The 20,814-nt window shown below is 43.6% G+C and carries 16 protein-coding genes, 1 pseudogene and 1 riboswitch; of the genes and pseudogenes, 6 read left to right on the top strand and 11 right to left on the bottom strand.

Features of this window, described 5'->3' with window-relative positions; genetic code table 11:
* The 4 genes from VNZ46_RS04010 to VNZ46_RS03995 all read right to left on the bottom strand — a co-directional run.
* Positions 1 to 2,903, bottom strand: a 2,903-nt coding sequence (locus tag VNZ46_RS04010; RefSeq protein WP_325558820.1) for an FtsW/RodA/SpoVE family cell cycle protein, incomplete at its 3' end; no start/stop codon positions are given.
* Positions 2,881 to 3,978 (bottom strand): PP2C family protein-serine/threonine phosphatase, encoded by a 1,098-nt coding sequence (locus tag VNZ46_RS04005; RefSeq protein WP_325558818.1) that lies wholly within the window; start codon positions 3,976 to 3,978, stop codon positions 2,881 to 2,883. The genes VNZ46_RS04005 and VNZ46_RS04010, both read right to left, overlap by 23 nt.
* Before the next feature lie 89 nt (positions 3,979 to 4,067).
* The gene (locus VNZ46_RS04000; RefSeq protein ID WP_325558816.1) at positions 4,068 to 5,024 is read right to left on the bottom strand and encodes a hypothetical protein; all 957 of its coding nucleotides are present in this window, start codon (positions 5,022 to 5,024) and stop codon (positions 4,068 to 4,070) included.
* Positions 5,025 to 5,034: 10 nt separating this feature from the next.
* Entirely contained in the window at positions 5,035 to 6,384 is a 1,350-nt protein-coding gene (locus VNZ46_RS03995; protein ID WP_325558815.1) for a serine/threonine-protein kinase, read from the bottom strand.
* 178 nt (positions 6,385 to 6,562) lie between these two features.
* Here VNZ46_RS03995 and VNZ46_RS03990 point away from each other — a divergent pair, with 178 nt between their 5' ends.
* On the top strand, positions 6,563 to 7,477 hold the full coding sequence (locus VNZ46_RS03990) for a DUF6268 family outer membrane beta-barrel protein (protein ID WP_325558813.1): 915 nt from the start codon (positions 6,563 to 6,565) through the stop codon (positions 7,475 to 7,477).
* 14 nt (positions 7,478 to 7,491) lie between these two features.
* Here the strand turns inward: VNZ46_RS03990 and lspA are convergent, their stop codons facing one another.
* Together lspA and VNZ46_RS03980 are read right to left on the bottom strand one after the other, a co-directional pair.
* Positions 7,492 to 8,028, bottom strand: a complete 537-nt coding sequence (gene lspA / locus VNZ46_RS03985) for a signal peptidase II (RefSeq protein WP_325558811.1) — start codon at positions 8,026 to 8,028, stop codon at positions 7,492 to 7,494.
* A 6-nt stretch (positions 8,029 to 8,034) separates the two neighbouring features.
* Complete coding sequence (locus VNZ46_RS03980; RefSeq protein WP_325558810.1) at positions 8,035 to 8,943, bottom strand: pirin family protein; 909 nt, start codon at positions 8,941 to 8,943, stop codon at positions 8,035 to 8,037.
* A 130-nt stretch (positions 8,944 to 9,073) separates the two neighbouring features.
* Here VNZ46_RS03980 and VNZ46_RS03975 point away from each other — a divergent pair, with 130 nt between their 5' ends.
* The 3 genes from VNZ46_RS03975 to VNZ46_RS03965 all read left to right on the top strand — a co-directional run bounded on the left by VNZ46_RS03975 (position 9,074) and on the right by VNZ46_RS03965 (position 14,930).
* The gene (locus VNZ46_RS03975; protein ID WP_325558809.1) at positions 9,074 to 9,859 is read left to right on the top strand and encodes an SDR family oxidoreductase; all 786 of its coding nucleotides are present in this window, start codon (positions 9,074 to 9,076) and stop codon (positions 9,857 to 9,859) included.
* 80 nt (positions 9,860 to 9,939) lie between these two features.
* Positions 9,940 to 10,047, top strand: a riboswitch (SAM riboswitch).
* A gap of 285 nt (positions 10,048 to 10,332) precedes the next feature.
* Positions 10,333 to 13,485 carry a SusC/RagA family TonB-linked outer membrane protein gene (locus VNZ46_RS03970; protein ID WP_325558808.1) on the top strand — a complete coding sequence of 1,051 codons (3,153 nt, stop codon included), beginning with the start codon at positions 10,333 to 10,335 and terminating at the stop codon, positions 13,483 to 13,485.
* 5 nt (positions 13,486 to 13,490) lie between these two features.
* Positions 13,491 to 14,930, top strand: a complete 1,440-nt coding sequence (locus tag VNZ46_RS03965; RefSeq protein ID WP_325558807.1) for a SusD/RagB family nutrient-binding outer membrane lipoprotein — start codon at positions 13,491 to 13,493, stop codon at positions 14,928 to 14,930.
* Positions 14,931 to 14,999: 69 nt separating this feature from the next.
* Here VNZ46_RS03965 and VNZ46_RS03960 read toward each other — a convergent pair whose 3' ends face one another.
* Entirely contained in the window at positions 15,000 to 15,452 is a 453-nt protein-coding gene (locus tag VNZ46_RS03960) for a GNAT family N-acetyltransferase (RefSeq protein ID WP_325558805.1), read from the bottom strand.
* Positions 15,453 to 15,815: 363 nt separating this feature from the next.
* Between VNZ46_RS03960 and VNZ46_RS03955 the strand changes: the two genes are divergently transcribed.
* Positions 15,816 to 16,580 carry a hypothetical protein gene (locus VNZ46_RS03955; protein WP_325558804.1) on the top strand — a complete coding sequence of 255 codons (765 nt, stop codon included), beginning with the start codon at positions 15,816 to 15,818 and terminating at the stop codon, positions 16,578 to 16,580.
* A gap of 83 nt (positions 16,581 to 16,663) precedes the next feature.
* On the opposite strand, the gene VNZ46_RS03950 is transcribed toward VNZ46_RS03955, so the two are convergent.
* The 4 genes from VNZ46_RS03950 to queD form a co-directional block, all read right to left on the bottom strand.
* Entirely contained in the window at positions 16,664 to 17,233 is a 570-nt protein-coding gene (locus VNZ46_RS03950; protein WP_325558803.1) for a porin family protein, read from the bottom strand.
* Positions 17,234 to 17,326: 93 nt separating this feature from the next.
* On the bottom strand, positions 17,327 to 18,013 hold the full coding sequence (locus VNZ46_RS03945) for a uracil-DNA glycosylase family protein (RefSeq protein WP_325558801.1): 687 nt from the start codon (positions 18,011 to 18,013) through the stop codon (positions 17,327 to 17,329).
* 25 nt (positions 18,014 to 18,038) lie between these two features.
* Positions 18,039 to 19,382 (bottom strand): deoxyguanosinetriphosphate triphosphohydrolase, encoded by a 1,344-nt coding sequence (locus VNZ46_RS03940; protein ID WP_325558821.1) that lies wholly within the window; start codon positions 19,380 to 19,382, stop codon positions 18,039 to 18,041.
* Between the two features lie 167 nt (positions 19,383 to 19,549).
* Positions 19,550 to 19,906, bottom strand: coding sequence for a 6-carboxytetrahydropterin synthase QueD (queD, locus tag VNZ46_RS03935; protein WP_325558799.1), 357 nt, complete (start codon positions 19,904 to 19,906; stop codon positions 19,550 to 19,552).
* A 139-nt stretch (positions 19,907 to 20,045) separates the two neighbouring features.
* Here queD and VNZ46_RS03930 point away from each other — a divergent pair.
* A pseudogene (locus tag VNZ46_RS03930) lies at positions 20,046 to 20,814 on the top strand (alpha-glucan family phosphorylase); the annotation flags it as partial.

The following is a 20,814-nucleotide window of genomic DNA, read 5'->3' as shown; positions in this document are numbered from 1 at the left end:
CTCGTTTGAAGTGCAGCATCTATAGTTAGTTTCACATCCCTGTTCTTGTGTTTCAAGGCGGCTATTTCCACACTGTCCAAGCCCGAAAGCAATAAAGGAACCAATGCGCTATAGTCTCTTTTTTGCACGGTCATTTCTTTGATTCCTCTTGGCAGAAAGCGGTCTTCCCTATATTTCGATGCGGTCACATCGTAGTTCGTTACCGGCATCTTAAAGCCACGAAGCTCTGCTGCATGCTCGTACTCGCCAAAGTATCCATTAATTCCCCCGGTAAAGACACCCGTATTGGCATCTCCTGTCCAGAAAAACAATTGTTCCTCAAAAGGATAATAACGGGCCGGCCGTTTGTGCATGGCAGAATCCAGGTTGTAATTCCCCACACCTGCAGCGTTCAGCAATTCTTTTTGCTTCAGTACCAGTTGCGGATCACTTGTGGCCAGTAAACGACCTTCCCGGTCAAACAAAGAACCAGCCTCCAGTTTTCGCATCAAAATCGCAATCCTTGGATTATAGCTAAACATCCTGATGCCGCTCTTATCGGCCACCAGGGCGGGCTTGGCAATCCATTTATGATTATTGAGTGCATAACCACCGATATTCACCACCAGCAGAACCATTCCTATACTGGCTGCCACAAGTGCAGGAACCAAATTGGCATCCTGTTGTTTGGTCAGGTAGGCCATCTGTACCTTCGTTCCCGAAACAGAAGAGGCACCGAGCAAAAATCCGGCTGCGACCAGGTTAATGACCAGTGACGAGCCGCCATAACTTTCAAAGGGCAGCGAAACCCCTGATAATGGCAATGCTCCTGTAGACCCTCCCGCAATCAGCAAAAACTGTATAAATGTACTAATGCCTATTCCGGCACAGATATAGAATAAAAAGGGGTTACCCGTTTGCCGTCCAATCAGGATGGCCCGGTGCAGGTACACCAGGAATAAGATAAAGATACAGACCATACCTGCCCAGCCAAATTCTTCTCCTACAGCCGGCAAAATCATGTCCGTATGTGCTTCAGGAATAGTCTTGGCATAACCTTCACCCGTACCCTGGCCTGAAAAACCTCCACTGGCCATGGCCCAAAGTCCGTTAGCAACCTGATCGCCCCCATACACCTCATTGTTCCAGGCATCCTGCCAAATCGCTTTGCGATCTGAAAGACGTTCTACGGGTCCGGGTACCAGCTGATGCAGAAAAGGGATTTTATCAATCGTCATAAAGGCCGTGATCACCACCAGCGCCATCAAAGCCGATTCACTGACCCATTGCTTTTTAAAGAACTGCACCAAACCCCATATCCCAAAGGCAATTGCAGCAACGATCCACACATTACTGAAAATAAAAGATGCCAGGATATATAACCCTACAAAAGCAGCCATGATCATAAAATCGCCTCTTGAAAAAGAGAACAGGATGATAAAAGTAAAACAGATCACGATAGCCGGGCCTAAATCGCCCAAAGCCAGGAAGAGCAATAAGGTCAATACAATTGCTGCCAGCGCAAACGAGAAGAAAGACCAGCGTTTTCTCCAGCTGGAATACTCAGAAATGAACCTTTCATTAAGTGCAAAAAAACCAGCGAGGAACAAAATAACCAGGTATTTCACCAACTCGCTGGGTTGTACCCCTAGTAAGTTGACCTTTACACCGCTGCCTTCAGGACCGGACCCCAGTAGAATCGTACAGAGTAACAGCAGCATTCCCAATGCAATCCACGGCCAGCCATTTGCAGCTTCCCGTTGTGTCCGGAACACAAACATTCTGTATAACCTGGAATCCTGATGAAAAAGACGCAGGTTCATCATCGCCAGCACCGCCATGATCAACATACCTGCGGCCAGGAAATACAAAGTATCGATGGCCAGAAAACGATCTCTCAAAGGATCCTGTAAACTCATCAGGGTGAGCAAAGACAATCCGGTTAGAATCATCAGCAGCGGAAGCAGAAAAGGATCTGCTTTCGGAGCTCGTATGCTGAGCAATATATGAACCAACACAAAGGCCAGAAAAAAAACACCGGCCACTGTCCAGTAAGCGGAAGTGAATTGTACCGGTGACCGGACAATAAAAGCCCCGTCAGCCTTCAGGGTGTTAAAATCTCTCGAAGAGAGCAAACGGATGGTATGTGGTTTCTGGTAAAAGTTAAAAGACTTATTGCCTTGAAGACCCGCAATCCCTTGCACCTTCCCAAATTCATATCCTGGCTGCAAAGGTAAAACTTCATATGCCCTGTCTGCGGGAAGGTGCCCAAATTCAAATTTACCCTGCGCATCAGTCCGTACAAAAGCCGTTAAAGGCTGGATGTCGAGGCTGTCTTTTGGCAGGATCATTTCCAGCTTTACCAATACCCCGGCAATGCCTCCACTCTTTCCCGAAACCTTTCCATCAATGGCATAAGCACCGGCTTTAAGATCAATACTTTCTGGCAAAGCCTTAGGTTTGGTCTTTTCAGCCTCATAAGAGAGTCCTTCATCTTGATCATAGCCCAGAAGAGATCTGGATAAAAGCACTCTTTTTCTGAACGATTCCCCTCCTTCTGCTTCAGCCTCCTCAGCAAGAACATAATACTTTTGTTTATTCAGCTCTCCGATGTTCTGAAAATGTTCACCTTCGTTAAAGCGGCTTTGCAGCACTTTTGAAATAAAAGCGATATCGCGGCTGTCCAGGTCGTAATTTCCATGGGTCAAAACCGCGCTGATCCCGCTTACCGGGTCTGCTCCGTTCAGGTTCACGACGGTTCCCTGCTTTAACTTCAGGTCTGTACCCTGGAAACGATGCTGCAATACGCCAAACAAGCGAAAAAAAAGCAGCGCCAGGACCACAGCAATCAGTCCCAGAAACAAACGTTCCTTGCCCCTTCCTGCCTTTTTCTGTGTATCACTATCTAACTGATTTCTTTCCATGCGGTTTTAAAGGCTTAGCAACAGAATCCGTATAATACACACTATCTCTTAAAGGTTTTTTCAATGTATCCAGTCCAGATTGTACAGGCTGCCAGGGATTTTCATACACGGGAGCCAAGGGGCGAACTTGATGCTGTATCAGTTCAAGCTGCATGTACAGCCATCCTGAAAGGCCGAGTAATCCTGCGGAAAGCAACAGTAATAAGGCCACCCAGCCCCTGTTTCTGATTACTTTAACCGGATTCTTTGCGGAAGGTACCGGAGCCGGAACAAAGGCTACAGTTTCCTGCTTTGCAGCCGGTTTAGCAGGCTGATGCTGTGCAGGTATTTTATCATTTTTAACCAGAACCACCGTAATATTATCATGGCCTCCGGCGGCATTTGCAGCGTCAATCAGCGCTTGCGCCACAGCCGGCAAGTGATCCTGATCCAGCAAAGCTGTAATCCTCTCTTTATCAATACGGTCTGTTAAGCCATCACTGCAAAGCAGCAACAGATCCCCTGGAAGAAAAGGAGATTGTCCGGTTTCTATAAAATCGTTTCGAAGCCGGGCTGTTTCTTCCAGGCCTAGTGCCTGGTTAATTTCATTTCTTTTGGGGTGTTGCATAGCTGCTGCCTCTGTGAGTCTGCCGGAATCTTCCAGGAAGCCCACAAAACTCTGGTCCTGAGTAATCTTCACCAGCGCCTTATCCCGTAATAAATACAGACGGGTATCCCCTACGTGAGCGTAGTAAAACTGATTTTGTTCCGGATCTGCCACTACAAGTGTCAGTACACAAGCCATTTTATCCAGTGCAGGATCCTGACTTTTGTGTGTAAAAATCTCCTGATTGGCATTTCTGATCGCTGTAATCAGTGCCGGAAGAATATTCTCCCTACCCAAACCTGCCAAATTTTTCCGGATACAGGTCTGGGCAATTGCAGCAGCAACCTCTCCCCCTTCATATCCTCCAACCCCATCAATGACAACAGCAAGCAGTAAACTGCTTCCTCCGATTGATTCGGCCAGGAAAGCATCTTCATTATTGTCTCTGGCCTTACCAATATCCGTTTGACCAAATAATCTATTCTCCATTCCCCTGATCTTTAATGTTTACAAAATGCCCCGCCAAAAGTGCTATACAAATGGCCAGCAACGCCCAGGTTAATATTTGCGACAACATATCAACCTTTAAAGATGTTAATCCCTATAATCCCGTTCAGCAACACCTTAGAGTTGATCGGCAGCTCAGTCCATACCGGCGCATTGATATTACTCCGCAGCACTTCTTGCTCATTAATAATCGTTTTTTCTCCAAAAGAAGCCAGGTATAATTTACCGTCAGCCGAATTGAAGCGGATCCTAAGATGCGGCGCATCCACCCATTCTGAAGGAATTCTAAAGATATTAACCTCTGTACGTTCTTCTTCTGCACCAGATACAATGATGTCCTCGTCTTTCATCAGGTATTCGAACTTTTTGCCCGAATATTTCTGGTCTGGCATAATGGTATCCAGTCTGGCATAGGTCTTTTTAACCGCTTTAACCGGGCTATGTGCTGCGGATTCTTCCTCCGGTGCATAAGGCAGTTCATAATAGCCTTCACTATAATAGGTAAATCCTTTCAGGATATCTTCGTTCACATCAAACGTCTGCACCACCCCTGTTTGTCTTGGAATAAACGTTACCCGAAGGTTATCTTCCTTCTGCTGGCTGCCAGGGAGCAGCTTGCCGATAAAGCCGATATCTCCTCTTTCATAATCCGGGTGCGACACCAACCGAAACACCCATTTGGAGCTGGAGGGCTGGACTTTCTTTCCCTCTTTTTCATAAGTCTTAAGAATCTGATAGAATTGTTTCACCGCTTCATCTACAATAATTCCAAATAAACCTTGTTTCTGGCTCAGGAACTCTTTATAATCTTCGGCATTGAAACAGATCATATACTCATGATAAAATACAACACGTCCTGCAAAAGACAATTCTGCAATAGAAGCTTTAAACTGCTGTAAAATATACTGGTACACGCTGTCCGGGGTGAGGCCCGGTGCAGCAGTGGCTTTTGTCTTTTTTGTTTTGCTGCCTGGGAGAAAAAGGTCCTGCAGGCCGATCTTCTTCCAGAAAGTTGTTTTTGGTTCCATAAATAAACTATTAAAAATGAACGGCGGTATCCAGGTCTAATTTCGTACTGTCGTGGGGAGGTTTGGTAATGGGTTTAACTTCCACCGGTTTAATCTTAGTTGCGGTGTCCAGGGTCATTGTATCTGGCGTAACCTCATTTACGGGCTCTGTATAAGGCTTCTCTTGTTTACTGGTTGTATCTCTCAATACGTTACCGCCTTTTCCGGTATTTTCCTGTGCGTCTTTGCTGGAATTCCCATACAGCAAAAGCCCCATGGCACCAGCAAGCACGACCATCAGGACAATCATCGAATAAAACACTGGTCTGGCCACTCTGATCACATCAGCCTCCTCCACTGCTGGAACAGACTGCATCCTTTCGGTTTCCTGGTAACGCAACAGCAAATCCTGCAAACGTTCATTTTCTTCCTGCAGCAATGCAGTATTCGGTACCTGTCCACCCTCGGCAGGCGAAGCTATACTGTGATGAATAATGAAATCCTGGAGTTCTACGCCATTTCCAAAACGCTGTAAAGGATCTTTCTGCAGGCATTTTGCGATTACCTGTAACAACCATTGTGGCACCTGAAGCTCATGCTGTCTCTTCTCAGGCGACCAGTTTTCCGGAATATACTGACGCCGCAATTCTGTTAAATCCGGAACATTCTGTTCCACATGCGCCAGCATCACTTCATTTCTGGACTTCTGTCCCTGATCTGTTAAAGGAAAAGGTACTTGTCCGGCCAGCAATTCATATAATATAATTCCGTAACTATAGATATCCGTTTGAAACAGCAACTGCCCTTCATTTTGTTCCGGAGCCATAAACTCAATGGCGCCAGCATGCCGGATACTGGTTCTGCGCTGGTCATCTGACATTGCAGACAAACCAAAATCCAACAGCACATAGTTGCCCGAATGCACGTTGAATTTTACATTGTTACTCTTGATATCACCGTGCTTTACTGAAAATTTATGACAATGTGCCAAGGCATTAGCCAGCTGATCGGCTACCTTGATCACTTCTTTGATCGAAAAAACAGGATCATGCGGCGGTTTCAGCAAATCTTCCAGGTCCGGCCCGTCAATAAATTCCATTTCTATAAAAGGAAAAGAGCCACTTTCCGTAATTCCGGAATTCAGAATCTTTACGACATTCGGATTAGGCTCCTCATTCACCTTCTTTAACTTTTCTACCTCATTCTGGAAATTCCGAAAGTTCTTATCTTCTTCGCTTTCAGTGTGTACAGGTGTTGGCAGCAGTTTCACTGCCGTTATAATTGTCCCTACACGTTTTCCCTTATAAACCGAGCCCTGTCCACCTGTGCGCAATGCACCCATATTCTCCAGGCCTTCGGTAATTGTAAATACTTTACTCATGCAATAAAATTACAACAATTTTAGTTCCATAATGCAAATCCATTTCTGCTCCTGTATACCTTTTGTCAAAACGACCTTAACGAAGGTCTCTTTTGATTTATAAAAAACATTTCGGGATAGGGGTAAAACCGTGTCATGTTGTCTCTATTGCAAAATGTCAGTATCCTATATATTTAAAATGAGAAGATTAAAGTATGGTCTGGTCCTGTTCGGATTGGGCCTCCATCTAAAAACCAACGCCCAAAGTATTTTTTCAGGCAAACTGCAGGTAGATTACGTTCCCTTTTCCAATTATGTAAGACCGATAGATAGTCTTAAGACCGGCTCCACCAGTAATTTCAAAAGGATTCAGGGCGCCATCAGCATTCCACTCTCTACTAAAACAGACGAACAAGGCAGACCAATACTATGGGCACTCAGTGCAGAAGGTGCCTATGCCCAAATCACAAACCGAAATTATGACGAGAAGCTTTTTCCAACCAGGCTCCTGAATGCTCAAATCGGTTTGCTGCATTCCAGGCCCATCAGCCAAACCTGGTCCATTATGGCTATGGCCTCGGTTGGTGTGTACACGGACATGGAAAAAATCACCTCCGATGATATCCTGGCGCAAGGAGGTGTTTTATTTATCAAACATTTTAACCCTCGTATTGCACTGGGTTTTGGACCCGTACTGTCCAATACTTTTGGAGCCCCCATGATTTTGCCCGGTATTTATTTTGACTGGACAACCCGCGGCAAATACCAACTGCATATTAATTTTCCTCAGGGAATGGAGTTTGGCGTGCAAATCAACAAGGTGCTCGCTCTTAAGGCCGTTATTGAACTGAGCGGTATGACTGCGGAAGTCAACAAAGACAATCAGTCCAAGATTCTGGGGTACCAGCAAATCATTGCAGGCCTGAGGCCGGAAATCAAACTTGGCAAATCACTAAGCCTGGAACTTACCGCAGGAACCACACTACTCCGTTCTTTCAGCATAAATGACCGCAAGATAAGCGCGATTTTCAAAGAGAAAGAGCTCGCCGATCCACGTTTCACCACAACCGCTTATGGTGCCGCGGCGCTCAAATGGAATTTTTCAAAAAAATAAGAATTTAAAGCTTCCTATGTACCACTTCCTTTCGCAACTCCTTCCGGCTCGATTGGGCCGGAAGTCTTTCGGCGCGTATAGATATCCAGAAATATAATGAACATCCCGGCCATAATGGCCATATCGGCCACGTTGAAAACCCCGGTTTGAAACAAGCCAAAGTCAATATGCAAAAAATCAGTCACAGAGCCATGTAGCAACCTGTCGTATAAATTTCCTATTCCACCTCCAATAACCAGGCATAAACCTATTGCATAAACTTTTGCAATATGTACCTTGCTGAACAGGAAATACAGGCCAAAGGACAGGACCAGTAAAGGCATTAAAGAAAGAAAAACAAATCTGATCTCTGAAGAAAAGGAATCACCAAGGCTTAAAAATGCTCCGGAATTCTCCACCTTTGTCAGGGTCAGATGATTATAAACAAACCTGATATTCTCGTTATAGCTGAGCTCGTTCCGGACAATCGTTTTGGTGATCTGATCACAGCCAACTGTACAACTTAAAACAGCCAGCAGGATTAAATTTCTGACCCATATCTTTTTCTTCATGATCATTTAAGCGTCTTTTTTTGCCGTACTTGCCGGGTTATAATTTTGTTTAGGCAAAGGTACGAAATCTGTTTCGCCTGGCACCCGTTCAAAGCTCTGATCCAGCCATTTCTGTTTGGCCTCTTCAATTTTTTCCCTACTGCTGGCCACAAAATTCCAGTAAATGAAACGTTCTTCTTTAAATGGCTCACCACCAAAAATATAAATGGTGGTATTTTCTGTCATTGTAAATTCACAGAGTTTAGCTTCCTTGGCCACTAATAATTGCTTAGGCGTAAATTCATGACCATCGCTGATCACACTGCCTTCCAGAATATACAAGCCGGATTCCCCAAAAAGCTCCTGGCCAATATTCAGCACCTTTCGGTCCGCACTTTTGATCTCGATAAAAAACTGAGGGCTATAAGTCGCTACTGGTGAACGCCGTCCGAAAACCTCTCCTGCAATAAGCCGGAAAGAAACACCATCCTTTTCCCAGTGCGGGATATCTTTTGCTTCCACATGCTGGAAAGAAGGCTGCATTTCTTCAAACTCTAAAGGCAGGGCCACCCAGATCTGTAAACCGTGTAAATGTTTATCGGTATGACGCAAATATTCAGGTGTCCTTTCCGAATGTACAATCCCTTTCCCGGCCGTCATCCAGTTTACTGCACCCGGATGAATCTCTATATCCGTACCCAGGCTGTCCCGGTGCCGTATACTCCCTTCAAAAAGATACGTTAGGGTAGACAAGCCAATGTGCGGGTGTGGAGGAACATCCATGTTTTCATGGTCACTCAATGCCGCAGGCCCCATATGATCAATAAAGATATAAGGTCCAACCATTCTTTTCTCGCGGAAAGGGAGTAATCTTCCCACTAAAAAATTTCCAATATCCGCTGGTCTTTCTTCTATAATAATACTGATGTTCGACATGTTTTACTGCTTCTGATGAATAACGAAAGATAGGGGTAAAAATTACTTTTAGCAAACGGTATTCAACCCGCATTGTTTTTTTATCTAAAATACTGACTAGCTTTACACAAGACAAAAACCAATTGTACATATGAATATTTCTTTAGCACATCAACACGCTGTTATCTGCGGAAGTACACAAGGTATCGGGCTGGCCAGTGCCATCGCCTTAGCCTCACTTGGTGCCACCTGCATCCTCATTGCAAGAAATGAAGAGGCGTTAAAATCTGCAGTAGAAAAACTCTCTGCAAAACATGGACAACAGCATAGCTATAGAGTTGCCGATTTTTCCAGACAGGGGGATGTCCAAAAAGCCATAGAAGATATTACTTCAAACCATTCGGTAACGGTACTGGTGAACAATACCGGTGGTCCCAAAGCGGGTCCGATTGCTGAGGCAGTTCCGGAAACATTTAGCAATGCTTTCCAGCAGCACCTGATCTGCAACCAGATTCTGGTTCAGGCTGTATTACCAGGAATGAAAACAGCCGGATACGGACGGATCATCAATATCGTATCTACCTCTGTCAGGACACCCCTGGCCAACCTGGGGGTGTCCAATACCATCCGTGCTGCAGTGGCTTCCTGGGCGAAATCATTATCTAATGAAGTGGGCCAGTACAATATTACGGTAAACAATGTTCTACCTGGTCTCACCAATACCGCACGCCTGCAAAGCCTGGTGCAGCAAACCGCCGCCAGTCAGCACAACAGTGCGGAAACTGTAGAAGAAAATATGCGGAGCAGCGTCCCGATGAAGAGATTTGGTGAGGCTGAAGAGATTGCCAATGTAGTGGCTTTCCTGGCCTCTCCAGCGGCATCTTATGTCAATGGCACCAGTATTCCAGTAGACGGAGGCAGGACACCAACTGTATAAAAAAAATATTTTAAGTAAATCCTATAGGATTAGTAGATTATTTATATCTTTGCAGCAGAAGATCGTTCATTACGCTTCCTAACTTATCCAGAAAGACTGAGGGACTGGCCCTGTGATGTCTTAGCAACCTCTACTCTCAACAGGTAAAAGGTGCTAATTCCAATTCGCAAAAGCGAATAAGATAAGATGCTGCAATTCAAGCAAATTTCTTATCTGCAAAAGCCAACCTTCAATTTCTGCACAAACGGGAGCTTAGAGAACATAACACCTAAACAACAGAAAATGAAACAACAAGTACGCCTGAAAAAAATGACGCTACGCCCTCACTCCTGTCCTTCTGCTATCCTGCAGCCCATGTGCGCTGCTTTCCACTTTACATGTTGCATGCACTAAAAAGAACACCAGCAGCTTATTAATTACCTTTTAATTTAACCCATATGCTAAAAATATACAAAATTTTTATAGGGATTCTTATGTCCTTTTTTTTCCTCCAGACAGCACAGGCGCAGTCTGTGCAATTGACCGGTACGGTAACCGACAGCAGTGACGGACAGGCCATTCCGGGGGTATCTGTCACCATCAAAGGCAAAAATACCAGTACCGTAACCGATGCCAGCGGAAAGTTCAGCATCCATGCAGACCTCAAAGATATACTTCGGATTGCTTACATTGGCTATACCACAAAAGATGTGGTGGTCACTCCCGGAACTACGCAGCTTCATATTGCACTGACTGCCTCTACCAACGAGCTCAACGAAGTTGTAGTGACGGCATTGGGCATTACCAAAGCCAAAAAATCACTAGGTTATGCTGTTCAGGAGCTCAAATCAAAGGACATCTCTACCGCCAAGGAAACCAACCTGGTTAATGCTCTTGCCGGAAAGATCGCTGGTGTTCAAACCACCAGCAGCCAGGGCGACATGGGTTCTTCCAGGATTGTGATCCGGGGGGAAACTTCTATTGCAAATGACAACCAGCCTTTATTTGTCATAGATGGTGTACCGGTCAACAATACCCAACAATCAGGGACCAATAGCTCCAGGGATTTTGCCAATCCGATTTCCGATATCAATTCCGAGGACATCGAATCAATCAGCGTACTGAAAGGCCCGAATGCGGCAGCTTTGTATGGTTCAAGAGCGGCAGCTGGTGTCATCCTGATTAAAACCAAAACAGGACGAGGACAGCAAGGTTTGGGCATTAATGTGAATTCCAACACTACTTTCTCCAACCTGCTTACTATTCCCAATTACCAGAACGCTTTTGGACAAGGTACGAACGGGAAGTTTAGCTATGTTGATGGCAAAGGCGGGGGCCTGAACGATGGGGTAGATGAAAGCTGGGGCCCGCCACTGGACGGAAGACTTATTCCTCAATTCAATTCCAATGGGGAACCTGTTCCTTTTGTTGCCCATCCCAACAATGTGAGAGATTTCTTCAGAACCGGTTACGCTTTAAACAATGGTATTTCTCTTGCAGGTTCAGGTGAAAAACAAGATGTTCGTTTTTCTTATAATAACCTGACGCAGAATGGCGTCATCCCCAATTCTTCTCAAAGCAAAAATTCTTTCCTGCTCAATACCACTTACCGGATTACTCCAAAACTGACTTTAAATGCTTCGGCAAATTATATTAAAAGCTATGCAGCTAACCTGCCTGCAACTGGTGGCAAACGTGCTACAGGCCCCATGCTTCAATTCACCTGGTTTGGCCGCCAGGTTGACGTGAGCCAGCTTAAAAATTACAAAGATGCGAATGGCAACGACTTCAACTGGAACAACAGCTATTACAGCAATCCTTATTTCATTGCTTATGAAAATACGGTTTCTCAAAAACGTGACCGCATTGTGGGATATGCAGAATTAAATTATAAGATCACCAGTGCCTTATCTGCCAATTTCAGAACGGGAAATGACTATTATAACGACCGCAGAAAGATCAAGGTGGCCTACGGAACAAACGGTACTCCTTTTGGTTCTTATGAAGAAGAAGCCTTCGCGGTCAATGAAAACAATACCGAAGGCCGTCTGGAATTCAATAAAAAACTGAACAATGATTTTTCGCTTAATCTACTTGCTGGTGCTAACGTTAGAACCGCAACCTCGGAGCAAAACGATCAAATGGCTACTAAGCTGGCTGTAAACGGGCTTTATACCTTAAGCAATTCCAGGGACCCATTGGTATCTTCCAATGTCTTTATTAAAGGAAGAACCTATAGCGTATTTGGTTCGGGACAGCTGGGTTTCCGTGATTATGCCTTTATCAATGTAACTGCGCGGAACGACTGGGATTCCAGTTTACCAAAACAGAATCTGTCTTACTTCTACCCTTCTGTAAACGGAAGTTTGGTTTTGACAGAAGCTTTTGACATCAAAAGCAATGTCTTAAGTTTTGCTAAAATCAGAAGCGGCTGGTCTAAAGTAGGTAAAGCCACAGATCCTTATCAGCTGGTCAATACCTATAGCTTCACCGCTCCTTTCAACGGAAACCCGCAACAGGCAGCCAATGCCATTCAGCTGAACCCGAATTTGCTTCCCGAGATCACCAAATCGACAGAAGCAGGTATAGAATTAGGTTTATTTGACAACCGTGTACGATTAGATGTAAGCGCCTATAACACCAACAGTGTAAACCAGATCCTAAAGGTAAAAGTGAGTTCTTCTACAGGTTATGCTCAGAAACTGATCAATGGCGGAAGCATCAATAACAAAGGGCTGGAAGTTCAATTGGGACTGACTCCTGTAAAACAGAAAGACTTCAGCTGGGACATCAATTTGAACTACGGTCTGAACCGGAGCAAAGTACTCATTCTGGATAGTGAAGGGCTGATCAGTAGCTATACCATTGGAACCAACAGGACCGTAGATGTATTGGCCGCAGTAGGCCAGCCATATGGTACATTGTTTGGAACCACCTATCAGCGCAACGCTGCCGGTCAAATTCTGGTTAGCGCATCAGGCACGCCCGTAATTGACCCCAACAAACATTACCTGGGTAAATTTACACCAAACTGGCTGGGCGGTATCACCAACAGCTTTACCTATAAAAACTTCAACCTGAATTTCCTGGTTGATGCCAGAATAGGTGGAAAAATCTATTCGAATACCAACCGTACTGGTACCTATACCGGCGTGCTCGCCAGCACACTTCCTGGCAGAAATACAGAAAACGGTGGTTTAACGTATTATTTTCCTGGCAATGCTACTTCTGCAGTAGCCGTAGGCCTGCCTGTTGGCGGTAAAGCCCCCGCAGGCGAAATCGTATACACAGACGGGATGATCTTTGACGGCGTACTGGCAGACGGCACTAAAAACAGCCGGATTATTCCTGCCCAGCAATACTATAAGGGCATTACCAACGTAGACGAGCAGTTTGTATATGATGCTTCCTATATCAAACTCCGTGAGGTGAAACTGAGTTACAGTATACCATCTTCCTGGACCAAAAAAATTGGTCTTCAGAATGCAACCGTTTCCCTGGTCGGCAGAAACTTATGGATCATTCACAAAAATGTACCGAACATCGATCCTGAAACAGCCTTCAATACCGGAAATGCTCAAGGACTGGAAGATCTGACTCTTCCTACTTCAAGGAGCTTTGGTTTTAACCTTAACCTTAAATTCTAACGATCATGAAATTCAAATCTATAACCATCGCATTTTCTGCAATCCTTGCACTTTCCCTTGGTTCCTGCAAAGAACAGTTGGCCAATATTAATAAAAACCCCAACGAAGCCGAGAACCCACAGCCGGATTACTTACTCACCGGCGCCATTAAAAACACCGCAGACACCTATTGGGGAACCACCAATAATATGAATTCCAGTTTGCTGTTCATCCAGCATTGGGCAAAGATCCAGTATACAGATCCTGATCGTTATATCTTTACCAACAATGACCTGCAGGAGCTCTGGAACAATGGCTATACCAAAGGGATTACCAATTTAAACAAAGTAATCAGCATTGCCGATGCACAAGGTAACACGAATTACCGCGGGGTAGCCAAAGTACTAAGATCCTGGATCTTTTCCCTTTTAACCGATGCCTATGGTGATATCCCTTACAGCCAGGCTATACAGATCAGCACTTATGTCAACCCAGCATATGACACGCAAAGAAATGTCTATCTAGGAATTCTGAATGATCTGAAATCTGCACAACTGGATTTAAATGTAAACGGCAAAGCCATTGGCGGCGATATCCTTTACAGTGGATCCATCATCAACTGGAAAAAGTTCGCCAATTCACTCCGCCTTCGTATCGCATTACGTATTGCTGACAGGGAGCCTGAAATTTCCAAAACTGTTCTTGCAGAGATTGCAGCAGAAGGCACAGGTTACATCAGTACGCAAGCTGAAACAGCTCGTCTGGTGTACTCTTCTTCCCCCAACCAAAACCCCATCAGCAATTTGTTTGATACCCGCGACGACTACCGGATCAGTAAAACCATTGTAGACAGACTGAGAAGCTTAAATGATCCACGTCTTCCTGTTTTCGCCAGCCCGACAAAAGATGCAACAGCGCTCACCTATGTTGGTGTAGCTAATGGTTTACTTACTGGTGATGCAGCCAACCTGGGACTTACCAAAACCTCTAAACCAGGCACCTATTTCCTGGCTCCGTCTGCGCCTGCGGTCATTATCAGTTATGCAGAGGTTTTGTTTGACCGTGCAGAAGCAGCAGCAAGAGGTTTTACTACAGAGGATGCTGCAGCATTGTACAAACAAGCCGTTACAGAATCTTTAAGACAATATTCTGTTGCTGAAGCAGCCATCTCTACTTATACCCAGTCGGCGGCCGTTCAATATGATGCTTCTGATTTCAGAAAGTCTATCGGGAACCAAAAGTGGATTGCTTTATTTGGTCAGGGACTGGAAGCATTTGCTGAATGGAGACGTTTGGATTATCCGGCTCTAAGCCCCGCAGTTGCGGGTACTCTGAACGGACAGCTTCCTGTCAGGTTCATTTATCCGGGTACAGAGCAATCACTGAACGGTGCAAATTATAAAGCTGCTGTAGCCCGTCAGGGTACAGATGTATTGACCACCAAACTTTGGTTTGACGTAAAATAACCGGCAGAAAGAAAATAAAAAATAAAGCGTCCCGATCATGATCAAAGATGAGATCATGATCGGGGCGCTTTATTTTTTGCTTTTTGTAAATTTATAATGGCTTTGCTTAAAACCACATTGTTGATAAAACCGATGAGCCCCATCCCTGGAATTATTGGAAGCTACTTCAATCAGCTCATAGTCTTTGTCCTTTAATTGTGCTTCCAGATATTCCATCATCTTCTTTCCAATCCCCTTCCCACGACTTTCTTCTTCTACTACAAATTCCACAATTTCATAGATTTCACCATCATGGTGCAGTAAATTTTGGTTATGACAACTCAGGAAACCAAGTGGTACACCTTCATTTTCTGCAAGGACCAACAGTATAGAGGGCGACATTACCTGTTCTCTGAAACGGGACTTAAAGGTTTCATAGTCCATTTTCTTTTGTTCCAGCTTGCAAATAAAACCATAAACAGCTTCTGAATCTTCAGGATCGGCTTGTCTGAAATTCAAGCTTTTGTATTCTTTGGAGCTCATTCTATAATTGATTAACGTTTTCTAAATATATAAAAATGGTATCAGTTTCTGATCATTACAGTTTAATCTAACAATACGCTAATCCCATTTGTTTGGAATGACTTTAATAGTTATTAACTCCGCCCGGGATATAAACCAAGACATAACCGTGTCTACACCCTACCCGGATCACCACCCTCCTCTGCAATTTGCTACGAAAAATTCTCGTACGCTGCGGAAAGACCTCAGAGATCTGCGGCTTTTTCAGCCGCCTGATATCGTTAGTCTTGAAGCAGCTGTACAGAATTTTTCGACACAATTCACCTCCTCTCAAACCAATTTGACTTTAAATTGTAGTATTAAAAATCAACAGTCTGAGTTTATATGGAAAAAATGATTCAAGCCCTTTTCAATAGTGAAGTTGAGGCATTTACTGGTTTACAAGCTTTACAGCAACTGGATTTAACAAAAGATATTTCACTTGGCGAAACTTATGTACTCAGCAAGGATGCCTCCGGCAAGACTGCTATCCGGTCTGCAAAGGATAAAACAGAAGGTACAGGTGTCATCGGTGGAGGCTTATTGGGCGGGTTAATTGGTCTGCTTGCCGGCCCGCTGGGTTTTATTGTTGGCGTGGCTGGTGGTATGCTGGCCGGATCCGCTGGAGAAACCTTAAAAGCGGAAGATGTTTCAGACTACCTGGATACTGTATCTTCACAAATTCCTAAAGGTAAATCTGTCCTGATAGCACATGTATGGGAAGACTGGGAAACCCCGGTAAATTCCGTCCTGTTACCCATAACTTCTGACTTGAAACGCTTTAATGTCAATGATGAAGTCTTTCTTCCCGCGCAAACAGAACTTCATAAAATCAATAAAGCTATCCAGGAAGCAGAAGCAAAAATCATCGATACAGAAGGCAGCGAAGAAGCCGATTGGAAAAATACACTTGCTGATCTTAAAAAACAGCGTGAGGTCCTGCAGAAAAAAATAAACCACAACGCGGAACAGCAGGAAAAACAATATCATCAATGGATTCATACCGCGGGAGAGACGGAACAAGAGCATAATGAAGAAAAAAAGACAAAATTACAAAAGCGTCTAACAGAACAAAAAACAAGACTCGAAGAAATTAAGAAAAACCGCTAAAGCTATCAAAACCCTGCAAACCCATAAAAAAGGAGGTATCGCAAATTGCGGCACCTCCTTTTTTATTCCTAGCGGCTTAAGCTCTAGAAAATTTTAAATCCGACAGAAAGATTAAATAAACCAGTTTTTTCATCCAGGCCCTTATTGATTTTGGTAAATCCATGCGTATAGCGGGCATCGATGGTAATGTTGCCAATATCCACACCTGCATTGATCACCCCGCCCATATTTACTCTCTTGTAACTAAAGTTCTGTGGTGCATCCGGCTTATTCAGGTTATAACTAAAATCAGGACCTGCTGAAAGTCGGAAATTCAGGTTTGCAGTATTGATCAGCTTATAACCGATCATCAGTGGCACATTCACTTGTCTGAATTTTGGTTCATATTCTTTAGAACCCAGGGTATACTTACTGCCGAAAGTAGAAAAATTAACCTCTGGCTGTACATAAAGGTCTTTTCCGGCGCGGGCAAATACACCAATATTAAAACCTGCTTTCCCGGCTTTATCGCTCAGATCCTTTAAGCCTGAAGGCAAGGTACCATAGTTCACGCCTGCTTTAATACCGAAATTAAAGTCGGAATTCTGCGCTTTTGCAGAGAAAAAACTCAAGCCTAATAATGCAACAATTAAAGATAATTTAGTGGTTTTCATTTTTGTGATTTTTTAATAAATGATCATTCTTTTTGGGTAAGACAACATGCTGCTGCTTTACCCCTATTCATTTTTTTAAAAAAATAAAAATGATCACTTCACACCAACGGAATGAAAAGCCCTGAGGTATTTTTGAATAAAGGCCGCTTTATCTTTACTTCGGTACTGCACGATATACCTCGGATGCTCCAGTGGAATGACCTCTTTAAAAAACTGATATTCCAGGTTCAGCTTCTGCAGAAATTCATAGTTTTTCTTACCGAGACAAAAACAAATGTCCCGCGCTGTTCCTAAAGAAATCTGCTGTTTAAGGTTCTCTATAATAGCGGGTCTCAATAACTTACTGAGTTCAGCACTGTCGTAGTAATTGTAATTTTTCCCTTTATAAGTCAGCGCAAGCGGAAACATCGAATTGATGTAAAACTGACTATAAAAAGCAGCCGGGCCTCCAAAAGCATCAATCATTTCATAAACAAATACTGAAGATGGCTCATGCGTCATCATCCCATTATATTCCAGTCCACATTGCTCTATATAACGTTTTGGGTCTGTAAAAGGCACCCCGGTAACTGCACCTCCAAACCTTCCGGGATTAATTCCGATGATGAGGTATCTGGATGCGGTATCCGCATAGAATTTTTCATAAAACCGGGCAGCGAGTTCATAGGTAGCTGATCCGTCCTTATACGGATTGAGAACCTCTATGCCCTCAGGAAGTCCGGTAAAAACACCGAGTTGTCTGTAAAAAGCAAGGACTTTTTCTGCAAATGTCGCTTTCATGAGATATGGGCTATAGATTAGACATTTAACTCATAGAAGGAAAAGAGATTCCTTTAATTTTCCGGAACAATTCTACAGCATAGATATCGGTCATACCAGAAACAAAATCAAGTACACATTGAATCTTGGTATAGGCATCGGTTTGCTGGGTAAGAAATTGTTTTGGGATCAGTTCTACCAGTTTTTTATGGTATTTGGATTCATTCTGGAGGTAAGCAGGAATGAATTCTTCCAGTAATCCGCCCATAACCTGGTAACCAGCCACTTCAATTTGCACCACGGAATGGTAGTTATAGATTTTCTTAATCGAAATCCGCTCAATTTCTTTCATCACTGATAAATATGGCTCTTCGATCGCATCCATCAGACTTTGATTGAAATGACCACCAAGAATACTTTCCTGTTCCTGGTAAAATACATTGGAACATTGCCAGATCAGGGTACTAATGGATTTTGCGCGCATTAAAGTAATCTTTGCATCATCGTCTTCCATTTCAGCCAAACGGTCAGGCAGCCGGGCATCGTTACACAAAGGCAGTAACAATTTTTCCACTTCAGCATAAGACAGAATCTTTAAGCGATGCGCATCTTCCAGATCAATAATATTGTAGCAGATGTCATCCGCCGCCTCTACCAGGTAAACCAGCGGATGTCTTTTATAGATCAAAGGTTCCTCCTGTACCTTGATCAGATCCATTTCTAGCGCGATCTTTTCAAAGCCGCTCTGTTCAGATTGAAAAAAGCCATATTTCTTGGTGAAGATATTTTTCTTATTGTGACCAGCAATCGATGCACAAGGGTATTTTGCAATAGAAGCCAAAGTGGCATAAGTTAAGGCAAAGCCTCCGGTACCTTTACCAGCAAATGGATGGGTGAGAATTCTTAAGGCATTGGCATTTCCTTCAAAATTAATCAAATCTTTCCATTGACTTTCGGTGACCTGTGACTGGTAAATCTTTCCGTCACCTGTTGTAAAATAATGAGAAATGGCGGATTCTCCTGAATGCCCGAAAGCCGGATTCCCCAGGTCATGGGCAAGACAGGCTGAAGCAATAATATTTCCGGCCTCAATGAGCAGCGGGCAGGTATCATCAATATCCGGGTATATATCTTTCATCTTATTGTAAAAGATACTCCCCAGGGAACGGCCTACACTGGCAACTTCCAGACTATGGGTTAAACGATTGTGTACAAAAACACTCCCCGGCAGAGGAAAAACCTGGGTCTTATTCTGTAATCTTCTGAAAGGAGAAGAGAAGATAATCCTGTCGTAATCACGTTGAAATTCTGACCTGGCTTCTTTTTGGTTGCCTTTAAACCTGTCCTCATTTCCCCATCGCTTGGCGGATAATAGCTTCTCCCATTTCATCATAGTTGCATTCCTTAAATTGAGGGCAAAGTTCTATTTAATTGCCAGAATTTCAAATTTTATAGCAGGCATTTACAAAAGCTGAAAAACAATCCGGTTTAGCAACTGTTGTAATGATCAAAATAAACAAGACACTATGGGAACTTTTAACGAAAGTGATTTAAAAATTATCTGCCTTCGTAGATCACCCCGGATCCCGGGGTTTCACTTAATTCAAGTTTAACCAGTTCAGGGAGGCGGCTATAAATCTGGTTCCATATCCAGATCACCACATTTTCTGTAGTCGGATTTTCCAGACCTTCAATTTCGTTTAAAACCTGATGATCAAGACGGGCTATGACCGGATTGATGGTGTTTTTTAAATCCTCAAAGTCCATAAACCAACAGGTTACCGGATCGATTTCGCCAGACACAAAGACCTTAAGCGAATAAGTATGACCATGCATATTACCACATTTATGTCCTGTGGGGACTTCGGGAAGGTAATGGGCAGAATCAAATGTAAAACTCTTATAGATAATCATTTTTGTTAATCGTGTGCCGCAAATTGTAGAATCTTGGTTTATAAAAAAATGATCTGCGTCACTAATAGGTTTAATAGTAAAAAAACCTTATGTTAATAGCAGTTTTTTAACATCGTCCATACCATATATCCATCCAAATATGATAAACAAAGAACAGATCTTCGGGTATCAGCCCAATGAAAAGTACAATAAAACCATCGCTTATTTCTCTATGGAATTTGCCATAGATCAATCTTTAAAAATATACAGCGGAGGGCTTGGTTTTCTGGCAGGCTCACACATGCGGAGTGCTTTCGAATTAAAACATCCTACTATCGGCATCGGAATGCTTTGGAAATATGGGTATTATGACCAGTTTCGGGATACCGATGCGGATATGAAACCTTTTTATATAGAAAAGAATTCTTCCTTTTTGCAGGATACGGGAATTACTTTTACTATTCCTGTACATGATGCACCGGTCCACATCAAGGCCTATCTTTTAAAGCCGGAAACTTTTGGTTCTGCTCCGGTATTCCTGCTGAGTACGGACGTAGAAGAAAATGATGAGGTGTCCAGATCGATTACACACCGTCTTTACGATTCTAATGAGTCGACCCGAATTGCACAATCTATGGTATTGGGGATAGGTGGTGCTATGCTGCTGGATATACTTCAATTCCCTGTAGATGTTTATCATATGAACGAGGGGCATTCCCTTCCTTTAAATTTTTACCTCTATTCTAAATACCAGAGCCTGGATGAAGTTAAGAAAAGAGTGGTGTTTACCACCCATACTCCTGAACTTGCCGGAAATGAGTCACACCGTTTTGATTTGCTAAAAGAAATGTCATTCTTTTACCATTTACAGGACCATGAAGTTAAATATATCCTGGGTATAGACGGAGATGACTTGAATTATACGCTGG

The sequence above is a fragment of the Pedobacter sp. genome (assembly GCF_035566355.1).
Taxonomy (GTDB): Bacteria; Bacteroidota; Bacteroidia; order Sphingobacteriales; family Sphingobacteriaceae; genus Pedobacter.
This window is presented reverse-complemented; position numbering and strand designations above follow the sequence as displayed.

Excerpts from the sequence above, each read along its gene's own strand:
- VNZ46_RS04000 (WP_325558816.1), bottom strand. The coding sequence starts at position 5,024 with ATGGAACCAAAAACAACTTTCTGGAAGAAGATCGGCCTGCAGGACCTT.
- VNZ46_RS03995 (WP_325558815.1), bottom strand. The coding sequence starts at position 6,384 with ATGAGTAAAGTATTTACAATTACCGAAGGCCTGGAGAATATGGGTGCA.
- VNZ46_RS03955 (WP_325558804.1), top strand. The coding sequence starts at position 15,816 with ATGGAAAAAATGATTCAAGCCCTTTTCAATAGTGAAGTTGAGGCATTT.
- VNZ46_RS03950 (WP_325558803.1), bottom strand. The coding sequence starts at position 17,233 with ATGAAAACCACTAAATTATCTTTAATTGTTGCATTATTAGGCTTGAGT.
- VNZ46_RS03940 (WP_325558821.1), bottom strand. The coding sequence starts at position 19,382 with ATGAAATGGGAGAAGCTATTATCCGCCAAGCGATGGGGAAATGAGGAC.
- VNZ46_RS04005 (WP_325558818.1), bottom strand. The coding sequence starts at position 3,978 with ATGGAGAATAGATTATTTGGTCAAACGGATATTGGTAAGGCCAGAGAC.
- VNZ46_RS03970 (WP_325558808.1), top strand. The coding sequence starts at position 10,333 with ATGTCCTTTTTTTTCCTCCAGACAGCACAGGCGCAGTCTGTGCAATTG.
- VNZ46_RS03945 (WP_325558801.1), bottom strand. The coding sequence starts at position 18,013 with ATGAAAGCGACATTTGCAGAAAAAGTCCTTGCTTTTTACAGACAACTC.
- VNZ46_RS03975 (WP_325558809.1), top strand. The coding sequence starts at position 9,074 with ATGAATATTTCTTTAGCACATCAACACGCTGTTATCTGCGGAAGTACA.
- queD (WP_325558799.1), bottom strand. The coding sequence starts at position 19,906 with ATGATTATCTATAAGAGTTTTACATTTGATTCTGCCCATTACCTTCCC.
- lspA (WP_325558811.1), bottom strand. The coding sequence starts at position 8,028 with ATGAAGAAAAAGATATGGGTCAGAAATTTAATCCTGCTGGCTGTTTTA.
- VNZ46_RS03960 (WP_325558805.1), bottom strand. The coding sequence starts at position 15,452 with ATGAGCTCCAAAGAATACAAAAGCTTGAATTTCAGACAAGCCGATCCT.
- VNZ46_RS03990 (WP_325558813.1), top strand. The coding sequence starts at position 6,563 with ATGAGAAGATTAAAGTATGGTCTGGTCCTGTTCGGATTGGGCCTCCAT.
- VNZ46_RS03965 (WP_325558807.1), top strand. The coding sequence starts at position 13,491 with ATGAAATTCAAATCTATAACCATCGCATTTTCTGCAATCCTTGCACTT.
- VNZ46_RS03980 (WP_325558810.1), bottom strand. The coding sequence starts at position 8,943 with ATGTCGAACATCAGTATTATTATAGAAGAAAGACCAGCGGATATTGGA.